General features: G+C 63.5%; 13 protein-coding genes. 2 read left to right on the top strand and 11 right to left on the bottom strand.

Annotated features, from left to right (window positions below):
- Nucleotides 1–48 precede the first annotated feature (48 nt).
- Both JQ587_RS22360 and JQ587_RS22355 read right to left on the bottom strand, forming a co-directional pair.
- On the bottom strand, nt 49–1,251 hold the full coding sequence (locus JQ587_RS22360; RefSeq protein ID WP_212300586.1) for a pyridoxal phosphate-dependent aminotransferase: 1,203 nt from the start codon (nt 1,249–1,251) through the stop codon (nt 49–51).
- A complete protein-coding gene (locus JQ587_RS22355) occupies nt 1,244–2,047 on the bottom strand; it encodes an SDR family oxidoreductase (protein ID WP_212426724.1) in 804 nt (267 codons plus the stop codon). The genes JQ587_RS22360 and JQ587_RS22355 overlap by 8 nt, the downstream gene beginning before the upstream one ends.
- A 221-nt stretch (nt 2,048–2,268) precedes the next feature.
- Between JQ587_RS22355 and JQ587_RS22350 the strand changes: the two genes are divergently transcribed.
- On the top strand, nt 2,269–2,961 hold the full coding sequence (locus JQ587_RS22350) for an SDR family NAD(P)-dependent oxidoreductase (RefSeq protein ID WP_212426723.1): 693 nt from the start codon (nt 2,269–2,271) through the stop codon (nt 2,959–2,961).
- Nucleotides 2,962–3,650: 689 nt separating this feature from the next.
- Here the strand turns inward: JQ587_RS22350 and JQ587_RS22345 are convergent.
- The 8 genes from JQ587_RS22345 to deoC all read right to left on the bottom strand — a co-directional run bounded on the left by JQ587_RS22345 (nt 3,651) and on the right by deoC (nt 13,118).
- Complete coding sequence (locus JQ587_RS22345; RefSeq protein WP_212426722.1) at nt 3,651–4,742, bottom strand: ABC transporter ATP-binding protein; 1,092 nt, start codon at nt 4,740–4,742, stop codon at nt 3,651–3,653.
- 85 nt (nt 4,743–4,827) lie between these two features.
- Nucleotides 4,828–6,267: an extracellular solute-binding protein gene (locus JQ587_RS22340; RefSeq protein WP_249148863.1), complete on the bottom strand. Its 1,440-nt coding sequence runs from the start codon at nt 6,265–6,267 to the stop codon at nt 4,828–4,830.
- 48 nt (nt 6,268–6,315) lie between these two features.
- On the bottom strand, nt 6,316–7,353 hold the full coding sequence (locus tag JQ587_RS22335; protein WP_212426721.1) for a carbohydrate ABC transporter permease: 1,038 nt from the start codon (nt 7,351–7,353) through the stop codon (nt 6,316–6,318).
- Nucleotides 7,350–8,225, bottom strand: coding sequence for a carbohydrate ABC transporter permease (locus JQ587_RS22330; RefSeq protein ID WP_212300580.1), 876 nt, complete (start codon nt 8,223–8,225; stop codon nt 7,350–7,352). Before JQ587_RS22330 ends, JQ587_RS22335 begins: the two co-directional genes overlap by 4 nt.
- Nucleotides 8,226–8,232: 7 nt before the next feature.
- Nucleotides 8,233–9,156 carry a ribokinase gene (gene rbsK, locus JQ587_RS22325; RefSeq protein ID WP_212426720.1) on the bottom strand — a complete coding sequence of 308 codons (924 nt, stop codon included), beginning with the start codon at nt 9,154–9,156 and terminating at the stop codon, nt 8,233–8,235.
- Nucleotides 9,157–9,161: 5 nt separating this feature from the next.
- Nucleotides 9,162–9,617, bottom strand: coding sequence for an RbsD/FucU family protein (locus JQ587_RS22320; protein WP_212300578.1), 456 nt, complete (start codon nt 9,615–9,617; stop codon nt 9,162–9,164).
- Nucleotides 9,618–9,699: 82 nt separating this feature from the next.
- Complete coding sequence (locus JQ587_RS22315) at nt 9,700–12,087, bottom strand: aldehyde dehydrogenase family protein (RefSeq protein WP_212426719.1); 2,388 nt, start codon at nt 12,085–12,087, stop codon at nt 9,700–9,702.
- A gap of 2 nt (nt 12,088–12,089) precedes the next feature.
- Nucleotides 12,090–13,118 carry a deoxyribose-phosphate aldolase gene (deoC, locus tag JQ587_RS22310; RefSeq protein ID WP_433995256.1) on the bottom strand — a complete coding sequence of 343 codons (1,029 nt, stop codon included), beginning with the start codon at nt 13,116–13,118 and terminating at the stop codon, nt 12,090–12,092.
- Between the two features lie 229 nt (nt 13,119–13,347).
- Between deoC and JQ587_RS22305 the strand changes: the two genes are divergently transcribed.
- Nucleotides 13,348–14,142 carry a DeoR/GlpR family DNA-binding transcription regulator gene (locus JQ587_RS22305; protein ID WP_212426718.1) on the top strand — a complete coding sequence of 265 codons (795 nt, stop codon included), beginning with the start codon at nt 13,348–13,350 and terminating at the stop codon, nt 14,140–14,142.
- 80 nt (nt 14,143–14,222) lie between these two features.
- Here the strand turns inward: JQ587_RS22305 and JQ587_RS22300 are convergent, their stop codons facing one another.
- Nucleotides 14,223–15,335: a substrate-binding domain-containing protein gene (locus JQ587_RS22300; RefSeq protein WP_249154456.1), complete on the bottom strand. Its 1,113-nt coding sequence runs from the start codon at nt 15,333–15,335 to the stop codon at nt 14,223–14,225.
- Between the last annotated feature and the right edge of the window lie 114 nt (nt 15,336–15,449).

The following is a 15,449-nucleotide window of genomic DNA, read 5'->3' as shown; positions in this document are numbered from 1 at the left end:
CATCTTTCATTCTCCGTCGGGTCAGTCCTCCTGTCGTCTCGACGCCGGTCAGCGCAGCCCCTCGCAGAAGCTAGCGATGCGCCGGCAGCCTTCCTTCAGCGATTCGGTATCGGTTGCGTAGGAAATGCGGAAATATGGGCTCATGCCGTAGGCGCCCCCGGGTACGGCGGCGACATGCTGCTCTTCCAGCAGGGCTGAGATGAAATCGGCATCGGTTTCCAGCCGCCGCCCGCCTTTCGTGGTCTTGCCGATGCAGCCGGCGATGTTTGGAAACACGTAGAAGGCGCCCTGGGGCTTGTGGCAGGTGATACCGGGAATTTGGTTGAGGAGCCCGACCACCAGATCGCGCCGGTTGCGATAGATGTCCGCGCGCTCCTTCAGGAAGTCTTGCGGACCATCCAGCACCGCGACCGCCGCCGCCTGGCTCAGGGTGCAGATTCCGCCGGTCGCCTGGCCGTGGACGTTGTTCATCGCCGCGATCAGATCCTTGGGGCCGCCGCAATAGCCGACCCGCCAGCCCGTCATGGCGTAGGCCTTGGACGCGCCATTCACGGTCACGACGCGGTTCTTCAGCTTCGGCTCGACCTCCGCGATGGTGCAGAACTCGAAACCGTCATAGGTCAGGTGTTCGTAGATGTCGTCGGTCAGGATCCAGACATCTGGATGCTTCAGCATGACGTCAGCGATTGCCCGCATCTCCCCGCGCGTGCATGCTGCGCCGGTCGGATTGTTGGGAAAGTTCAGGATCAACCATTTCGTCTTCGGCGTGATCGCCGCTTCAAGGTCCGCCGGGCGGAGCTTGAACTGGTTGTTCTCCGGACAGGGCACGGCGACAGGCGTCGCCTCCGCGAGGAGAACGATATCGGCATAGGTGATCCAGCCCGGCGCCGGAATGACGACTTCGTCGCCGGGATTGCAGGTCGCAAACAACGCATTGAAGATGATCTGCTTGCCGCCGTTGGCGATCAGGATCTCGTCGAGCGCATAATCGAGATTGTTCTCCCGCTTGAACTTGCGCTGCACCGCGGTCCTCAGCGCGACGGTTCCAGGCTGTGCAGGGTATTTGGTATCGCCGGCAAGGGCCGCTCGGTGCGCGGCCTCGATCGCGTGCGGCGGCGTCGGAAAGTCCGGTTCCCCGGACGACAGACCGACAATCTTGACGCCTGCGTCACGGAGTTCGCGCGCCTTATCCGTCATCGCCGCCGAGGCCGACACCTTCACGGTTTTGAGGCGGTTTGCGAGTTCAGGCATTGTCAGCTCCACTTCTCATGTCTTTCAATCGCGCAGCCTCGGATCGGCTCGCGAAACGTAATTCTCCGACGACCTGGAACGTGGGAACGACCTCGATCATCGCGACGTTCATGCGCGCCGGCGCCCCGACCGCGAATGCAATGGCATCCGCAATGTCGTCGGACTGGAGCGTCTCGAACGCCCCGACGAAGCGGGCATCCGGATTGTCGGCAGCGTTCTGGTTCTGGAAGATGCTGGTGGCGACGCGTCCGGGCGAAATTTCGGTGACGCGAACGCGGGTCCCGTAGAGATCGACACGCAGCTGCTGCGACAGCGAATGAATACCCGCCTTGGTCGCGTGATAGGCCACGGACGAATTGAATGTCGTCGCATTCTCGCCAAAGGCGTAGTGGCCGGCGATCGAGGAGACGTTGACGACGTGGCCGCGGTCGCGCTTTGCCATGCCCGGCACGACGAGCCGCGTCAGGTGCAGGACCGCGCGCAGGTTGACGTCGACCAGCGTATCGACATCTTCGGGCGCCGTACCCAGGATATTGCTGCGCCGCGACTGACCGGCATTGTTGACGAGAACATCGAATTCGGCCGAGCCCGCAAGCTGCGTCAGGGCCGCAAGATCGTTGACGTCGACTTCGCATATGCGACATCCGGTCTCGGCCGACAGGCTCGCCAACCGCCGATGATCGCGTGCCAGCTCGTGGACTTCGAGGCCCTCAGCACGCAGGCGCCGAACCGTCGCAGCCCCAATACCGGAGGATGCGCCCGTCACCAACGCCGTTCGATAGTCCGAAAATCCCATCCGCAGGGCTCTTTTGCAGGCAGCCAGGGCGACGGAAAACTACGTGGATGGGCCGACACCGGCATACAGCAGATTTGTTCTGCCCTCATAAGGACATCCAATATCCGAACCGGACATCCGGGCCATAAGCACGCCCGATGCCGGCAGAGCGAATTTCTCTTACTCGCCATCGGTCGCGTCCCCTTACATTTCGCTTGTGCCCACATAGGAGACGGACCCGGATGTTGGAGGTCGGCAATCGAATTGTCATGGTGTCGGGGGCCTCGCGCGGCATCGGACGCGCGGTCGTCGACCGGCTGCTGTCGTCGGGCTTTCGCGTATCGGCGGGCCTCCGTGATCCGAACCGGCTCGCGGAGAGCGAGCGACTGATGACGCACCGCTATGACGCCGAAGACGCCAAGAGCCCGCTCGCCTGGGCCAACGCAACGGTTGCGCGGTGGGGCGGTGTCGACGCCATCGTCAACGCAGCCGGGATCAATCCCAAGGTTCGCGTCTCCGACGAGGGCGAGAGCGAACTCGATGAAATGTGGCGCGTGAACGTCAAGGGCCCCTTGCGCCTCGTCAGAGCCGTTCTGCCCCATCTGTCTGTTTGCGGTCATGGACGGGTCGTCAATCTGGGATCCCTCTCCGGAAAGCGCGTGGGCAGCAATGTCGGCTACGCCATGACCAAGTTCGCAGTGGTCGCGCTCACCCACGGCATCCGCCGGGAGGGGCGCGCGGCCGGCATTCGGGCGACGGTGGTCTGCCCGGGTTACGTGGCCACCGACATGACGCTGAACGACGACGAGATTCCCCGTCACGAGATGAGCCAGCCGAACGACGTCGCCCGCCTGGTCGAGACCGCGCTCATGCTGCCGAACAACGCCTCGGTGTCTGAGTTGCTCGTCCACTGCCAGTTCGAGCCGATGCTCTGAGGCTGGGGCAGGACCGCTATCGCGCGGCTCCTCGTTCTCGCGGCCTATTTCGCCCGAGTTTTGCTGCGTCATTCCGCCCTCTTGTCGAGGAGGGCGCAGGGAAGACCGGGTGCTGACCTCGCACCCGCGGTCTGCTGCGCGAAAGTGTAGCGCAAAGAGACCGCACGGCAGCATACAGGTGGTGCCAATCACTCGGCCTTCCCTGCGCAGTGGTTTGACGGCTTATGCCGTGCTCTCCCGGGAGCCGAATTCCTTCTGGCCTCCCTCGCCCCGCAGATTGGCGATGCACTTCACCCGGTTGGGCTCCCCGCACCTCCGCGACAGGCTTAACCGTAGCGACGACGGCCAGGACCACACGGTTTTGCCGTACGCATGTTCGCCCGATGCCACAGGGTCTTTCGGCAGTGTGCACACGCGCCGAAAGAATGTTGGCGAGACGAACTTAGCAGCGCCGTTCATCCACACGCAGTTTCGGGCTCACAGGGACTACCCGCCCTGCCCGCACCTCTCGTGCCGACGCTGCCGCGTCCACCGCAAGCCCGGCTCGCAAACGTGACGACGTACGATCGCCCCTCCAGGTCGAGCCGGGATGAGCGATACATACGCCGTTTCCGAATTTCGGTAAAGTAGAATATATTTAGCAAGAGGGGTTGACGGGCGGCGACACAGGCCGGGCTGCCCCCGCGGACCTAGGCGATGGCCATCCCCGAAACCCTGTCGAAGAGATGTGTTCGCTCCAGATCGAGTGCGACGTCGATGACATGATCCGGCGCGGCAGCCACACCCACCGGCATCTGCGCCGTGAACGGAAATGCACCGACGGTTCCGATCACGAGCGTATGCGGCCCGAGCGGCTCCACGTCTTTCACCATCAAGCGGATGGAAGAGCCCGCCGGCGCGTCCTGCCGCAGCACGTGATCGGGCCGGACGCCGAGCACGACCGGCTTGCCGATGCTTCCTGCATAGGCGGCCTCGCGCGACTTCGGCAATTCCAACATCGTTCCCGAAGGTTCGGTGAAGACCAGCGCGCCATCGCGCGCGACGATTTCGCCATGGATGAAGTTCATGCTGGGTGCGCCCATGAACCCCGCGACGAAGAGATTGCTGGGCTTCTCGTAGATCGTGATCGGGTCCGCCGCCTGCTCGATCCGGCCGCGATTCATCACCACGACGCGATCAGCCATGGTCATGGCCTCGACCTGGTCGTGGGTGACATAAACGATCGTCTTGGCGAGACGGCGGTGCAGCGCCTTGATCTCGGTCCGCATCTCGATGCGGAGCTTGGCGTCGAGGTTCGACAATGGCTCGTCGAACAGAAACACGTCCGGGCTGCGCACGATGGCACGGCCGATCGCCACGCGCTGGCGCTGTCCGCCGGAGAGCTGCTTCGGCCGGCGGTCCAGATATTGCTCGAGGTCGAGAACCCGTGCGACGTCCTGGACTGCCTTCGCGACGCTGGCGCGCTGCTCGCCCCTGACCTTCATGCCGTAGCCGATATTCTCTCCAACCGTCATATGCGGATAGAGCGCGTAGTTCTGGAACACCATCGCACAATTGCGCAAGCCGGGGCGCAACTGCGTCACATCCCGGTCGCCAATGTGAATGGTTCCGCTCGTGACCGTCTCCAGTCCCGCGATCATGCGCAACGTCGTGGTCTTGCCGCAGCCGGACGGGCCGACAAGCACGACGAACTCCTCGTCGGCCACGCTCAGATCGAGCCCCTCGATGATCTTGTAGGGCCCGTATGCCTTGCTGACGTTCTCGATCTCAACGCGCGCCATGGAATCCTTTTTCCGTCCCTTATGTCGACGGCGAACAAAGCCCGGACGATGCTCACGCATCATCCGGGGAAGTCTCCGCGAGAAGCTAGTTCTTGGGCGGAAGGCCCATCGCCGCACGATAAGCGGCAAGTTGCTTCGCGCGGCCGAACTCGTCGGTCAGGCGATTCCATTCCTTTGCGACCGTATCCAGTGCGGCCTGCGGCGTGGTCTGACCAGCCAGCGCCTTGCCAAGCTCGATCTCCACGACCTCGGTGTAGGAGAAATAACCGGGCAGACGCATGTCGAGCGCAACGTTCTTGCCGTTGATGGAGTCAGCCTGCGCGCCGAGATATTCCTTGGCCTCCTGCGGCGAGAAGATCTTGTTCCACAACTCCAGATTCGCGGTATGCGACTTGCGGTAAGGATTGACACCCGTGCCGCCGGTAATCGCGGCCTGACCAGAGACTTCAGGGCTTGTCAGCGTCTTGACGAAGTCCCATGCCGCCTGCTGGTTCTTGCCCACCTTGGGCACGGCGACCTGCCACCCACCGAACGCCATGAAGGGCGCCGGCAGCACTGCCGGGAACTTGTCCCATTTCTTGGTTTTCGCGTTCCAGATCTCGTCAGAGCCGGGCAGCACGGCCGAGCCGACCTTGCCGGAAATCTTCGATTGCTTGGGATCGGCCGCGATCACACCGGTGTCGCCCCAGCCAATCGATTCCGCCACCTGGCCGCCGGCGACCGCCGCGTTGACCTCGCCGAACGAGAAGTTCAGCGCATTGGGCGGGCCAAGCTTCGAGGCACGGATGTACTCTTCCAGTCCCTTCACCCAGCCCGGATTGTTGATCTGGGCATCCATGGTTTCGGGGTCGAAGAACATCGCACCCGGATAGTTCGGGTTGTTGGTGTAAGCGGCGGCGTGGCTGAAGAAGAACCAGAACTGCTGGCCGCCGCGACGGAACGCTTCCGCGGTGCCCCAAAGGCCCTTGTCGGGGCGCTGGAAGAACTCCGCAATATCGAGATATTGCTTCCAGGTCTTGGGCGGCGCGAGATCATAGCCGTACTTGGCCTTGAAGGCGTCCTTCTCCTTGGGATCGCTGAACAGGTCGCTGCGATAGGTGTAGGTGTGGACGTCGCCGTCCATCGATTGCGAATAGATCTTGCCTTCCCACACCATCAGCCGTTCGCGATAGGCCGGCTCGACATCGTCCCAATCCTTGCCGGACTGCATCGCCTTCGGCATCTCGCTGAGATAGGGAACGAAGTCCGGCAGCCAGGCCGGCGCGAAGCTGACCAGATCGAACGTCGCGTCCGAGGCGGTGAGCGACGTGACGATCTTCGGGTAGAGCTCCGACCACGGAAACTCGACGACATTGACCTTGCCGCAAGTCTTCTTGGTCCATTCATCCGCGCCGAGCTTGAGCGCGGAAGCGATATACGGTCCGGTCTGCGACGCCACCGTCAGGGTGACGCCGGAGTAATCCGGGCTACAGGCCGCGTTCGCTAGGCTTGCACTGCAAGCCACCGCGAGCGAAGTGGTCAGCATCAGAAACGTTCGTCGTAACATCGTCCAGTCCTCCCTACTGAGTTTTTGCTATTTGATTGCCCCGAGCAGCAGACCCGACCGCATCATGCGACTGAGCAGGCCCGCCATGATCATCATCGGAATGATGGCGACGAGCGCCGCGGCCGAGATCGCCCACCATTCGTCGCCGCGCTGGCTGTTCTGTCCCGCCACCAGGATCGGCAGCGTCTGCCATTTGGAATTGGTCAGGAACAGCGCAAACAGGAACTCGTTCCAGACAAAGGCCAGCGTGATCATGAACGTCGCCAGCAGCCCGTTCATCGACATCGGCACCACGATGCCGAGGAAGATGCGCCAGCTCGGCACGTTGTCGACCATCGCGGCTTCCTCCACCTCGATCGGGATCGCCTCGAAGAAATCGCGCATCAGCCAGACGACGATCGGCAGCGAGAACGCGACGTAGCACAGCGTCAGACCGACATAGCTGTCGATGAGCTGGAAGCCGAGCCTGCCGATCTCGCTGTACAGCAGATAGAGCGCAAAGGCCGTGACGATCGGTGGGAACATGCGCTGACTGACGAACCAGAACAGGATGTCCTCGTTGCCGAGGATCGGGCCCGGCAGCGGCAGGCGGTTGGCAGCGATGGCGACGACCAGCGCGATCGGAAACGCGAGCAGCAGCGCCTGCGCCCGGGTGAATCCAAGATTGTTGTTGAACAGCAGATAGCCGCCGAGCGCGAGCAGGAAGAAGATCAGGCCGGCACCAAAGCGCACCTTGAACTCGAACCGCACCAGCGCATAAGCCGCCATCGCGCCGATTGCGGTCGCGATCGCCGCCGCCGATAGACCGACGATGGTCGAATTCAGGAATGTCCGGAAGAATTCACCCCGGATTCCCTGATAGAGATCGATGAAGGGCTGCAGCGTCGGCGTGAAATCGACGAACGGAATATAGGTCGGGCCGCCGACCACGCCCGGCGGGGTCTTGAACGCGGTCACCACCACCCAATAGAGCGGAAACGCCGTGATCAGGCACCAGGCGAGCACGCCGAGCGCGACCAGGCGCCGGCTCCAGTTCGACAGTCCGGTGAGGCCCTGCCCGCTCATCGGCGCTTCTCCAGATGCGGACGCAGCAACGCCAGATAAGTCACCCCGATGATCGTGATGGCAATCAGGAACAGGAAGCTCAGCGCGGAGGTGTAGCCGAGATTGAACTTCTTGAAGCCCTCCTGATAGGCGAACAAGGTCAGCGTCTCTGTGTCCACGCCCGGTCCGCCGCCCGTCATCACGAAGACGGTATCCATGATCTTGTAACTCTCGATCAGGCGGATGAAGACCACCGCGGCCGAAATCGGCAGCATCATCGGAAACGTGATGCCCCAGAATTGCTGCCAGGCGCTGGCGTTCTCGAGCTCGGCCGCCTCATAGACATCCTCAGGAAGCGTTTGCAGGCCGGCCAGCATCATCAGGATGACGAACGGCGTCCACTGCCAGATTTCTACCGCGATGATGCAGCCGAGCGCCCAATGCCCGTTGGTGAGGAACGGCAGGTTTGCGAGACCGAACATGGAGAGGAACTGGTTGAGCGGCCCCATCGTCGGATTGAAGATCATGCGGGCAACAAGCGCGACAGCAACCGGGGCCAGCAGCATCGGCAGCAGCAAGGCAACGCGAAACAGCCGCTCGCCCGGCACGCGCGCGTTCAGCGCGAGCGCGACACCGAATCCGATCACATATTGCAAGCCGACCGCGATGAAGGCGATCAGCGTCGTCGTGAGGATCGCATTCCAGAAGCGCGGTTCCTGCAACAGCGTCGCATAATTGCCGAGCCACACCACGCGCGGCGGGATCGGCGGAATCAGGCGATAGCTGAGGAAGCTCGTGGTAAACGAGTAGATCAACGGAAAGATCGAGATCGCCAGCACGACGAGCACCGCCGGCCAGATGAAGACATGCTTGATCGGATCGTTCCGCATCATCAGCAGGTCATCCCTTCAACAGGGCTTCGATCTCCGCCCGCCGCGGCATGGCGGGCGCAGTGCCGGCGCGCGTCACAGAAATCCCGGCCGTCGCCGAGCCGAAGCGCGCCGCTTCCAACGGATCGGCACCGCCCGCGAGCGCTGCCGCGAAACCGCCGACGAAGGCATCGCCCGCGCCCGCAGTCTCGACCACCTTGCCGGCAGCGAACGGCGGCACATGCAGCGAGCGATCGCGCCCATGAAACAGCGCGCCGCGTTCGCCGAGCGTGATCAGCGCAGTCCCCGCCCCCTTGGCGAGCAGCGCATCTCCGGCGCGGCGGGCGCCGGCAAGATCGCTGACTGCGATCCCGGTCAGCGCTTCCGCCTCGGTCTCGTTGGGAACGACGTAGTCGCACAAGGCGAACAGGCTGTCATCGAATGCGCCCGCCGGTGCGGGATTGAACACCGTAACGCTGCCCGCCGCGCGCGCGATCTCGAGGCCGCGCTGCGCGGCGGAGACCGGCTGTTCGAGCTGGGTCACGAAGACGCGGCTGTTGCGGATCGCCTCTGCAGCAGCGTCGACGTCGGTAGGGCTAAGACCATCGGCCGCCCCGCTCACCACGATGATGGCGTTGTCGCCGCGCGTCTCGTGGACGTAGATGAAGGCGGCACCGGTCGGCGCCTCCTTGGCTCTGGCCACGCGCGGACGAATTCCTTCGGCTTCCCAGGTCTTGATGGCAAGGTCACCGAAGGCATCGCTGCCGATCCGGGAGATGAAGGTCACATCCGCGCCGGCGCGCGCCGCGGCGACAGCCTGGTTCGATCCCTTGCCGCCCGGACCCATGGCAAATCCCGAACCGGCGATGGTTTCGCCGATCGCAGGCATATTGCCAGCCCGGAAGGCCAGATCGACGACGAAGATGCCGAGGACAGCGACGCCACTCTTGCTCATGGTCGTCACTCTCCGTCCGGCGCGATGACGCCTTTGGAGAACAGGAAGCAGCCATAGAAGCGCCGCTCGCCGGTGGCGATCACGCAATAGGCCGACTTGGCTCTTTCATAGAAGGCATGGCGCTCGACCCCGACCAGCGGCCAGGAGCGTCCCTCGGCGCGGTCGATCGCGGCCTGCACCTCGCGCTGCACCGGCGGCACCTCCTGCGGCTGGCCGACGATCTCCATGCGGATCGCGGCATCGTCGACGAAGGTGTCGAGCGGCATCACCGAGAGAATGGCTTCGATCGCCTTGGCCGTGCTGACATTGTCGATGCGAAGCAGCTCGCCGAACACGGTCTGGCGCGCGATCGAGTCAGCCGGGAAATTGGTATCGCACACCACGAGGCGATCGCCGTGCCCCATTGCGCGCAGGGCATAGAGCACGTCGGCATTGAGCAGTGGATTGATGCCCTTGAGCATGTTGTGTCCTTCCCTTGTCTTCAAAGATCGCCCGAACTCTGATGGTCCGGGTGCTCATTCATATCACGGCAAGGTGACGTCTCTAGTCGCCATAGGGAATCCAGATGTTTTTCACCTGCACCGCATGACGGAGCAGGATCGGACCCTCGCTCGCCGCCCTGTCGTACCAATCGAGCGCCAGCCCGTGGTCGACCAGCGTCCGCTTGAGATTGCCGACCGACAGCTGCTCCGCCGCTGTTGAGGCCTCCTGCGAACCGAACACCCAGAGCGCGTCGACGTCGTCATGCTCGGCAAGGACCTTTACAAGCGCATCGCGCTCGCCGGTGACAATGTTGACGACCCCTGCCGGCACGTCCGACGTCTCCAGCACCTGGTAGAAATCGGTTGCGGCCAGCGGATGCCGCTCGCTCGGGACCGCGACGACGCGGTTGCCCATCGCGATCAACGGAGCCACCAGGCTGATGAAGCCCAGCAGCGGCGCCTCGTCCGGACAGGCCACCCCGACGACGCCGATCGGCTCGTGCATGGCAAGCGCAACGCCACGCAGCGGCGGTGCATGGATCGTCCCCTCATATTTGTCCGCCCAGGCGCCATAGCTGAACAGCCGCTCGATACTCGCCTCGACCTCCGCGCGCGCCTTTGCGGACGAAACGCCGGTCATGTCACCGATGCGCCGGGCGAACTCGTCGCCGCGCGCGGATAGATTCTCGGCAAGGTAATAGAGGATTTGGGCGCGATTATGCGCCGTCGCCCGCGCCCACCCCTCGGCCGAACGAGCGGCGGCCACGGCGTTACGAATATCCTTGCGATTGCCCTCACCGACTTCGCCCAGGTGCTTCCCCTTCGGCGACAGCACCGCACGCGAATAATTTCCGTCGGGCCGGACCTGCTTGCCACCGACGAACAGCTTTGCGGTCCGGTCGATCGACGGCGTGCCAAACCCGGCGCCATCGGTAGGAGCCGCCGGGAATGGCGGCAGCTTGGCGCGCGCCTTCCGCCCGCTCCATGCCTTCGGCTTGAGATATTCGGTGAGGCCTTCCCGGCCGCCTTCCCGGCCGAAACCGGACTCGCGGTAGCCGCCGAAGCCGACGCTGGCATCAAACAAATTGGTCGCGTTGACCCAGACCACGCCGGCCTGAAGTTTTGGCGCGATATCGAGCGCCAGGCCGATGGTCTCGCTCCAGACGCTGGCGGCAAGCCCATAGCGCGTGTTGTTAGCGAGCATCACCGCCTCGTCAGGCGTGCGGAAGGTCATCGCGACCAGCACGGGCCCAAAGATCTCCTCGATCGCCACCGTCGAGGACGGATGCACGTTCCAGAGCAAGGTCGGGGGATAGAAGCATCCCTCCGCAGGGATTGCGCCAGAGGCCTGATACTTCTCGGCGCCCTCCTTCACTCCCGTTTCAACCAGCGCCTTGATCCGCTCGAGCTGCACTGGTGCCACCACCGCGCCCATGTCGATCGCCTTGTCGAGCGGCGGGCCGACACGCAGCGTCTCCATGCGGCGGATCAGGCGCTTGCGGAATGTCTCTGCGATCCCTTCCTGCAACAGCAGCCGCGATCCGGCGCAGCAGACCTGGCCCTGGTTGAACCAGATCGCATCCACCACGCCTTCGACGGCGCCATCGATATCGGCATCGTCGAACACGATGAACGGCGACTTGCCGCCGAGCTCGAGCGTCAGCGACTTGCCGCTGCCTGCGGTCGACTGGCGGATCGACCGACCGACCTCGGTCGATCCGGTGAAAGCGATCTTGTCGACGCCGGGATTTTCGACGAGCAGCGCGCCGGTGGCGCCATCACCTGTCACTACATTCAAAACGCCGGGCGGCAGGCCCGCTTCTACCGCAAGCTCCGCGAACAGCAGCGCAGTGAGCGAAGTGAATTCTGCCGGCTTCAGCACCACGGTGTTGCCGGCCGCCAGCGCAGGCGCGATCTTCCAGGCCAGCATCAGCAGTGGGAAATTCCAGGGGATGATCTGGCCGACCACACCGACCGGCACGTGATCGGCGAACTCGCGCTCCTGCAATTGCGCCCAGCCGGCGTGATACAGGAAGTGGCGCGCGGCGAGCGGCACGTCGAGATCGCGGGTTTCCCTGATCGGCTTGCCGTTGTCGATCGCTTCTAGAACCGCGAACAGCCGCGCATGACGCTGCAGCATGCGTGCCAGCGCATAGAGATGACGGGCACGACCGTGACCGCCGAGCTTCGCCCACGGTGATTGCGCGGATCGCGCGGCGCCAACAGCAGCCTCGACGTCGGCTGCGGCGCCTTGCGCGATCTTGGCCAATGCCTTGCCGGTGGCCGGCTCGATCGTCGTCAGATGCCGACCCGAAGCGGGAGCTGCGTATTTGCCGGCGATGAAATGCCCGAAGGTTGCGTCGTGACGCTTCAGCCAGGCCCGCGCCTCGCCATCCGCCTCGGGAGCGGGACCATACTCCATGGTCTCGTAATAATGTGCGACACTCATGCTCAGCCCACGGGGTGACGGTTGAAGGCCGAGTAGCGGCCGGTGACGTGATGCTCGAGCTGGCGCTCGATGTCGGCGAGCAGGCTCGAGGCGCCGACGCGAAACAGCTCCGGTTCGAGCCAATCGCGCCCCAACTCCTCCTTCATCAGGAACTGGTAGTTGAGCACGTCCTTCGCTGTCGAAATGCCTCCGGCCGGCTTGAAGCCGATCTTGAAGCCGGTGCGCTCCTCATAGACCCTGATCATGCGCAGCATTGCGAGCGTCACCGGCAGCGTGGCATTGACGCCTTCCTTGCCGGTCGAGGTCTTGATGAAGTCAGCGCCGGCCATCATGCAAACCATCGAGGCCTTGGCGACATTGCGCAACGTCTTGAGGTCGCCGGTTGCCAGGATGGTCTTCAGATGCGCATCGCCGCAGGCGGCGCGGAAATCCCGCACCTCGGCGTAGAGCGCCCGCCAATCTCCCGTCAACACATGCTCACGCGTGATGACGATGTCGATCTCCTGCGCGCCGTCCCTGACCGACGCCTCGATCTCCTTGAGCTTCAGATCGTGGGGGATGAGGCCCGCAGGAAATCCGGTCGAGACCGCAGCCACCGGAATGTCAGATCCATCGAGCGCCTCGACCGCGGTCGCGACGAAGCGATGATAGACGCAGATCGCACCCGTGTGCAGACCGCGCCCGGCAAAGCCGAGGGCCTCGAGGAGGTCGCTTCGCAGCGGCGACCGCGCCTTGGCGCAGAGGCGCTTCACGCGTTCGGTCGTATCGTCGCCGTTGAGCGTCGTCAGGTCGATGCAGGTGATCGCCTTGAGCAACCACGCCGCCTGCGCGTCCTTCTTGACGGTGCGCCGGCCGGGCAGGCTCGCAACTCGGCGCTCAGCGGCTGAGAGATTGATCCTGATCTCATCGACCCAGTCCATCTCGAGCGCGCGGCCGCTGTTGCGCGCGATGGCATGCGGATGATTGTGATCCCGTGCATGTGGTTGCACCGGCACCGCGGATGGATTTGATATCAAGACGCCCTGCGCCATCGGTACGCCGCGCGATGCTAGCGAATCGGCTGACGCGACAGATAGACTGAATTTGCCGATTGCAACATGCGATCCTCCATCCCTTGCCCGCTGGAGCTTCTTCTGCCCGCCATCGCCGACAGCGAAACGCCTCTTCAGGTCAGATGTTATTATTGTAACAAATTGACGTTGCTAAACTCACATCATTGTAAGATCATTGTCAACCGGATAAGCAAGCTCGGTGACGAAAATGGCTGAAACACCGACCGCACGCTCAAGCGAGTCCCGCGTCCAGCGGCTGCAACGGCTGCGCCGCGCCGTCGAGACGAGCGGCGCACTGCATCTGAAGGACGCCGCAGACTTGCTGAAGGTGTCGGAGATGACGGTGAGGCGCGACCTTGCCGGCCCGGAGGGTACGCTCGCCCTGCTCGGCGGCTACGTCGTCAACGCGGCGTCGCCAACCGGGATCAAGTACACGTTCGAGCAGGAAATCGACCAGCACACGCAGGACAAGCGCCTCGCCTGCCGGTCCGCAGCCGCCTCGATCAGGGAAGGCGACACCATCTTCATCGATTGCGGCACCACGATGCAATCGCTGGCGGATTGCCTGCCCGAGGACATGCCGCTCTCGGTGATCTGCTATTCGCTGAACGTCGCCACGATCGTCACCCACCGGCCGGCGACGCAGGTGATGCTGATGGGCGGGCTTTACCATCCATCGTCGCAGTCGTTCTCCTCGGATGACGCGCTGTCCTATCTGCGGCGGCTCGGGGTCAACAAGGCTTTCATCTCGGCCGGTGGCCTGCACTGGACCCGCGGCGCGAGCTGCTCGAATTTTCACGAAGTCGCCATCAAGCAGGCCGTCATCGCCACTGCGATGGAGAGCATCCTGGTGGTCGATGCCAGCAAGCTCGGCAGCCTCAAGCCGGCGTTCTTCTCCGACATCGGCTCATTCTCGCGGATCATCGTCGGAGGTTCCGTGCCGGCGGACACGCGCAAGCACTTCCGCGGCCTTACCGTCGAATACGTCACCAGCGCAGCCTGATCCGGACGGGGCTGGTTCACCCGGACCAGGCCTGCTGAACGATGCGCGACTCCAAAGAGCCGCGCATCGCTTCTGCGCCCTCAGTTGCAGGCCGGCTTCGCCTTGTTGCAGGCATCCGTCAGCTCGGCCGGCGGGTCCTTCTTGAAGACGGTCTTGAAGGACTCCAACACGTTCGACTGCGTCACCGGCAGCGACTGCACACCGACCCAGCCGGGCGTTTCCTTCCCCAGCAGTGCATTCATCATCGCCATCGCCTCGGCAACGCCCTGATCATAGGGACGCTGCGAGCCGGTGGCCTTCAGCGGACCGCCCTTGGCAATCTCGATGGCCGATTGCAGGCCGAGATCGACCGTCGTCATGGGAATATCGATGCCCTGAGCCCGCATCGAGCTCAGCGTGTCGAGCGCCGGCTGATCCCATACCGCGTACAGTCCCTTGACGTCGGGATTGCCGGTCAGAAAGTCGCCCGCGATCTGTGAGACCTTCGGCGGATCGGTGAAATCGACCTGCTTCATCTTGATGTCGGGCCGGTTCGCCTTCATCCACTCCCGCACGCCCTTGGTGCGCTCGTTGGTGCTGAAATAGTCGACGCCGAAATTGACGAGACCGATGGTGCCGCCCTGCGGCATGCAGGACGCCAGGATCTGCGCCGCGATCTGGCCGTTGCCCTGGCTGTCCGCCGAAACCATCGTCGCATATTCCTCGGGATGCTTCAGGCCGGTCGGGATGCTGTCCATCAGCACGAGCTTGATGCCGGCCTTGGCGATCTTCTTGTAGGTCGGCGCGGTCGCGGTGAAATCGACCGGAATCGAAATGATGCCGTCTGGATGTTGCTGGATGGTGTTCTCGATATCGGCGATCTGCTTGTCCACCTGATATTCGGCGGATGCGACGCCCGTCACCGTCACGCCGTACTTCTTCAGCGTATCGGTGATGCCCTGGATCTGGAGCTGCGACCAGTCGAGATTGACCGTCTGCATGGAGATGCCGACCTTGAAGTGCTTCTCCTTGATCTTCGCAGCATCGGCCTCCGACAGCGCGAGCACCTCGGGCGAAGCCGCCTTCTCGCCGTGGGGGCCCTGGCCGACGATCGATTTCGGCCCGAGCTTTGCAAGATCGACACCCTTGACGCAGGTCGCGGGCACTTCGGCGTGGGCCGAGGGGACAATCGAAACGGCCGCAGCAGCAGCCATCAACACAGTCAAAGGCAAGGTTTGTCGCAAGATTGGTTTCATTGTTTCCTCCATTTTGGTCGCCGATTCACCGGAGGGCCAGCGACCTTGCCCCTACCCACGCAGCGCGATGAA

Origin of the sequence: Bradyrhizobium manausense, assembly GCF_018130615.1 — a bacterium.
GTDB classification, from domain to species: Bacteria; Pseudomonadota; Alphaproteobacteria; order Rhizobiales; family Xanthobacteraceae; genus Bradyrhizobium; species Bradyrhizobium manausense_A.
This window is presented reverse-complemented; position numbering and strand designations above follow the sequence as displayed.

Excerpts from the sequence above, each read along its gene's own strand:
- JQ587_RS22360 (WP_212300586.1), bottom strand. The coding sequence starts at position 1,251 with ATGCCTGAACTCGCAAACCGCCTCAAAACCGTGAAGGTGTCGGCCTCG.
- JQ587_RS22355 (WP_212426724.1), bottom strand. The coding sequence starts at position 2,047 with ATGGGATTTTCGGACTATCGAACGGCGTTGGTGACGGGCGCATCCTCC.
- JQ587_RS22350 (WP_212426723.1), top strand. The coding sequence starts at position 2,269 with ATGTTGGAGGTCGGCAATCGAATTGTCATGGTGTCGGGGGCCTCGCGC.
- JQ587_RS22345 (WP_212426722.1), bottom strand. The coding sequence starts at position 4,742 with ATGGCGCGCGTTGAGATCGAGAACGTCAGCAAGGCATACGGGCCCTAC.
- JQ587_RS22340 (WP_249148863.1), bottom strand. The coding sequence starts at position 6,267 with ATGCTGACCACTTCGCTCGCGGTGGCTTGCAGTGCAAGCCTAGCGAAC.
- JQ587_RS22335 (WP_212426721.1), bottom strand. The coding sequence starts at position 7,353 with ATGAGCGGGCAGGGCCTCACCGGACTGTCGAACTGGAGCCGGCGCCTG.
- JQ587_RS22330 (WP_212300580.1), bottom strand. The coding sequence starts at position 8,225 with ATGATGCGGAACGATCCGATCAAGCATGTCTTCATCTGGCCGGCGGTG.
- rbsK (WP_212426720.1), bottom strand. The coding sequence starts at position 9,156 with ATGAGCAAGAGTGGCGTCGCTGTCCTCGGCATCTTCGTCGTCGATCTG.
- JQ587_RS22320 (WP_212300578.1), bottom strand. The coding sequence starts at position 9,617 with ATGCTCAAGGGCATCAATCCACTGCTCAATGCCGACGTGCTCTATGCC.
- JQ587_RS22315 (WP_212426719.1), bottom strand. The coding sequence starts at position 12,087 with ATGAGTGTCGCACATTATTACGAGACCATGGAGTATGGTCCCGCTCCC.
- deoC (WP_433995256.1), bottom strand. The coding sequence starts at position 13,118 with ATGGCGCAGGGCGTCTTGATATCAAATCCATCCGCGGTGCCGGTGCAA.
- JQ587_RS22305 (WP_212426718.1), top strand. The coding sequence starts at position 13,348 with ATGGCTGAAACACCGACCGCACGCTCAAGCGAGTCCCGCGTCCAGCGG.
- JQ587_RS22300 (WP_249154456.1), bottom strand. The coding sequence starts at position 15,335 with ATGGCTGCTGCTGCGGCCGTTTCGATTGTCCCCTCGGCCCACGCCGAA.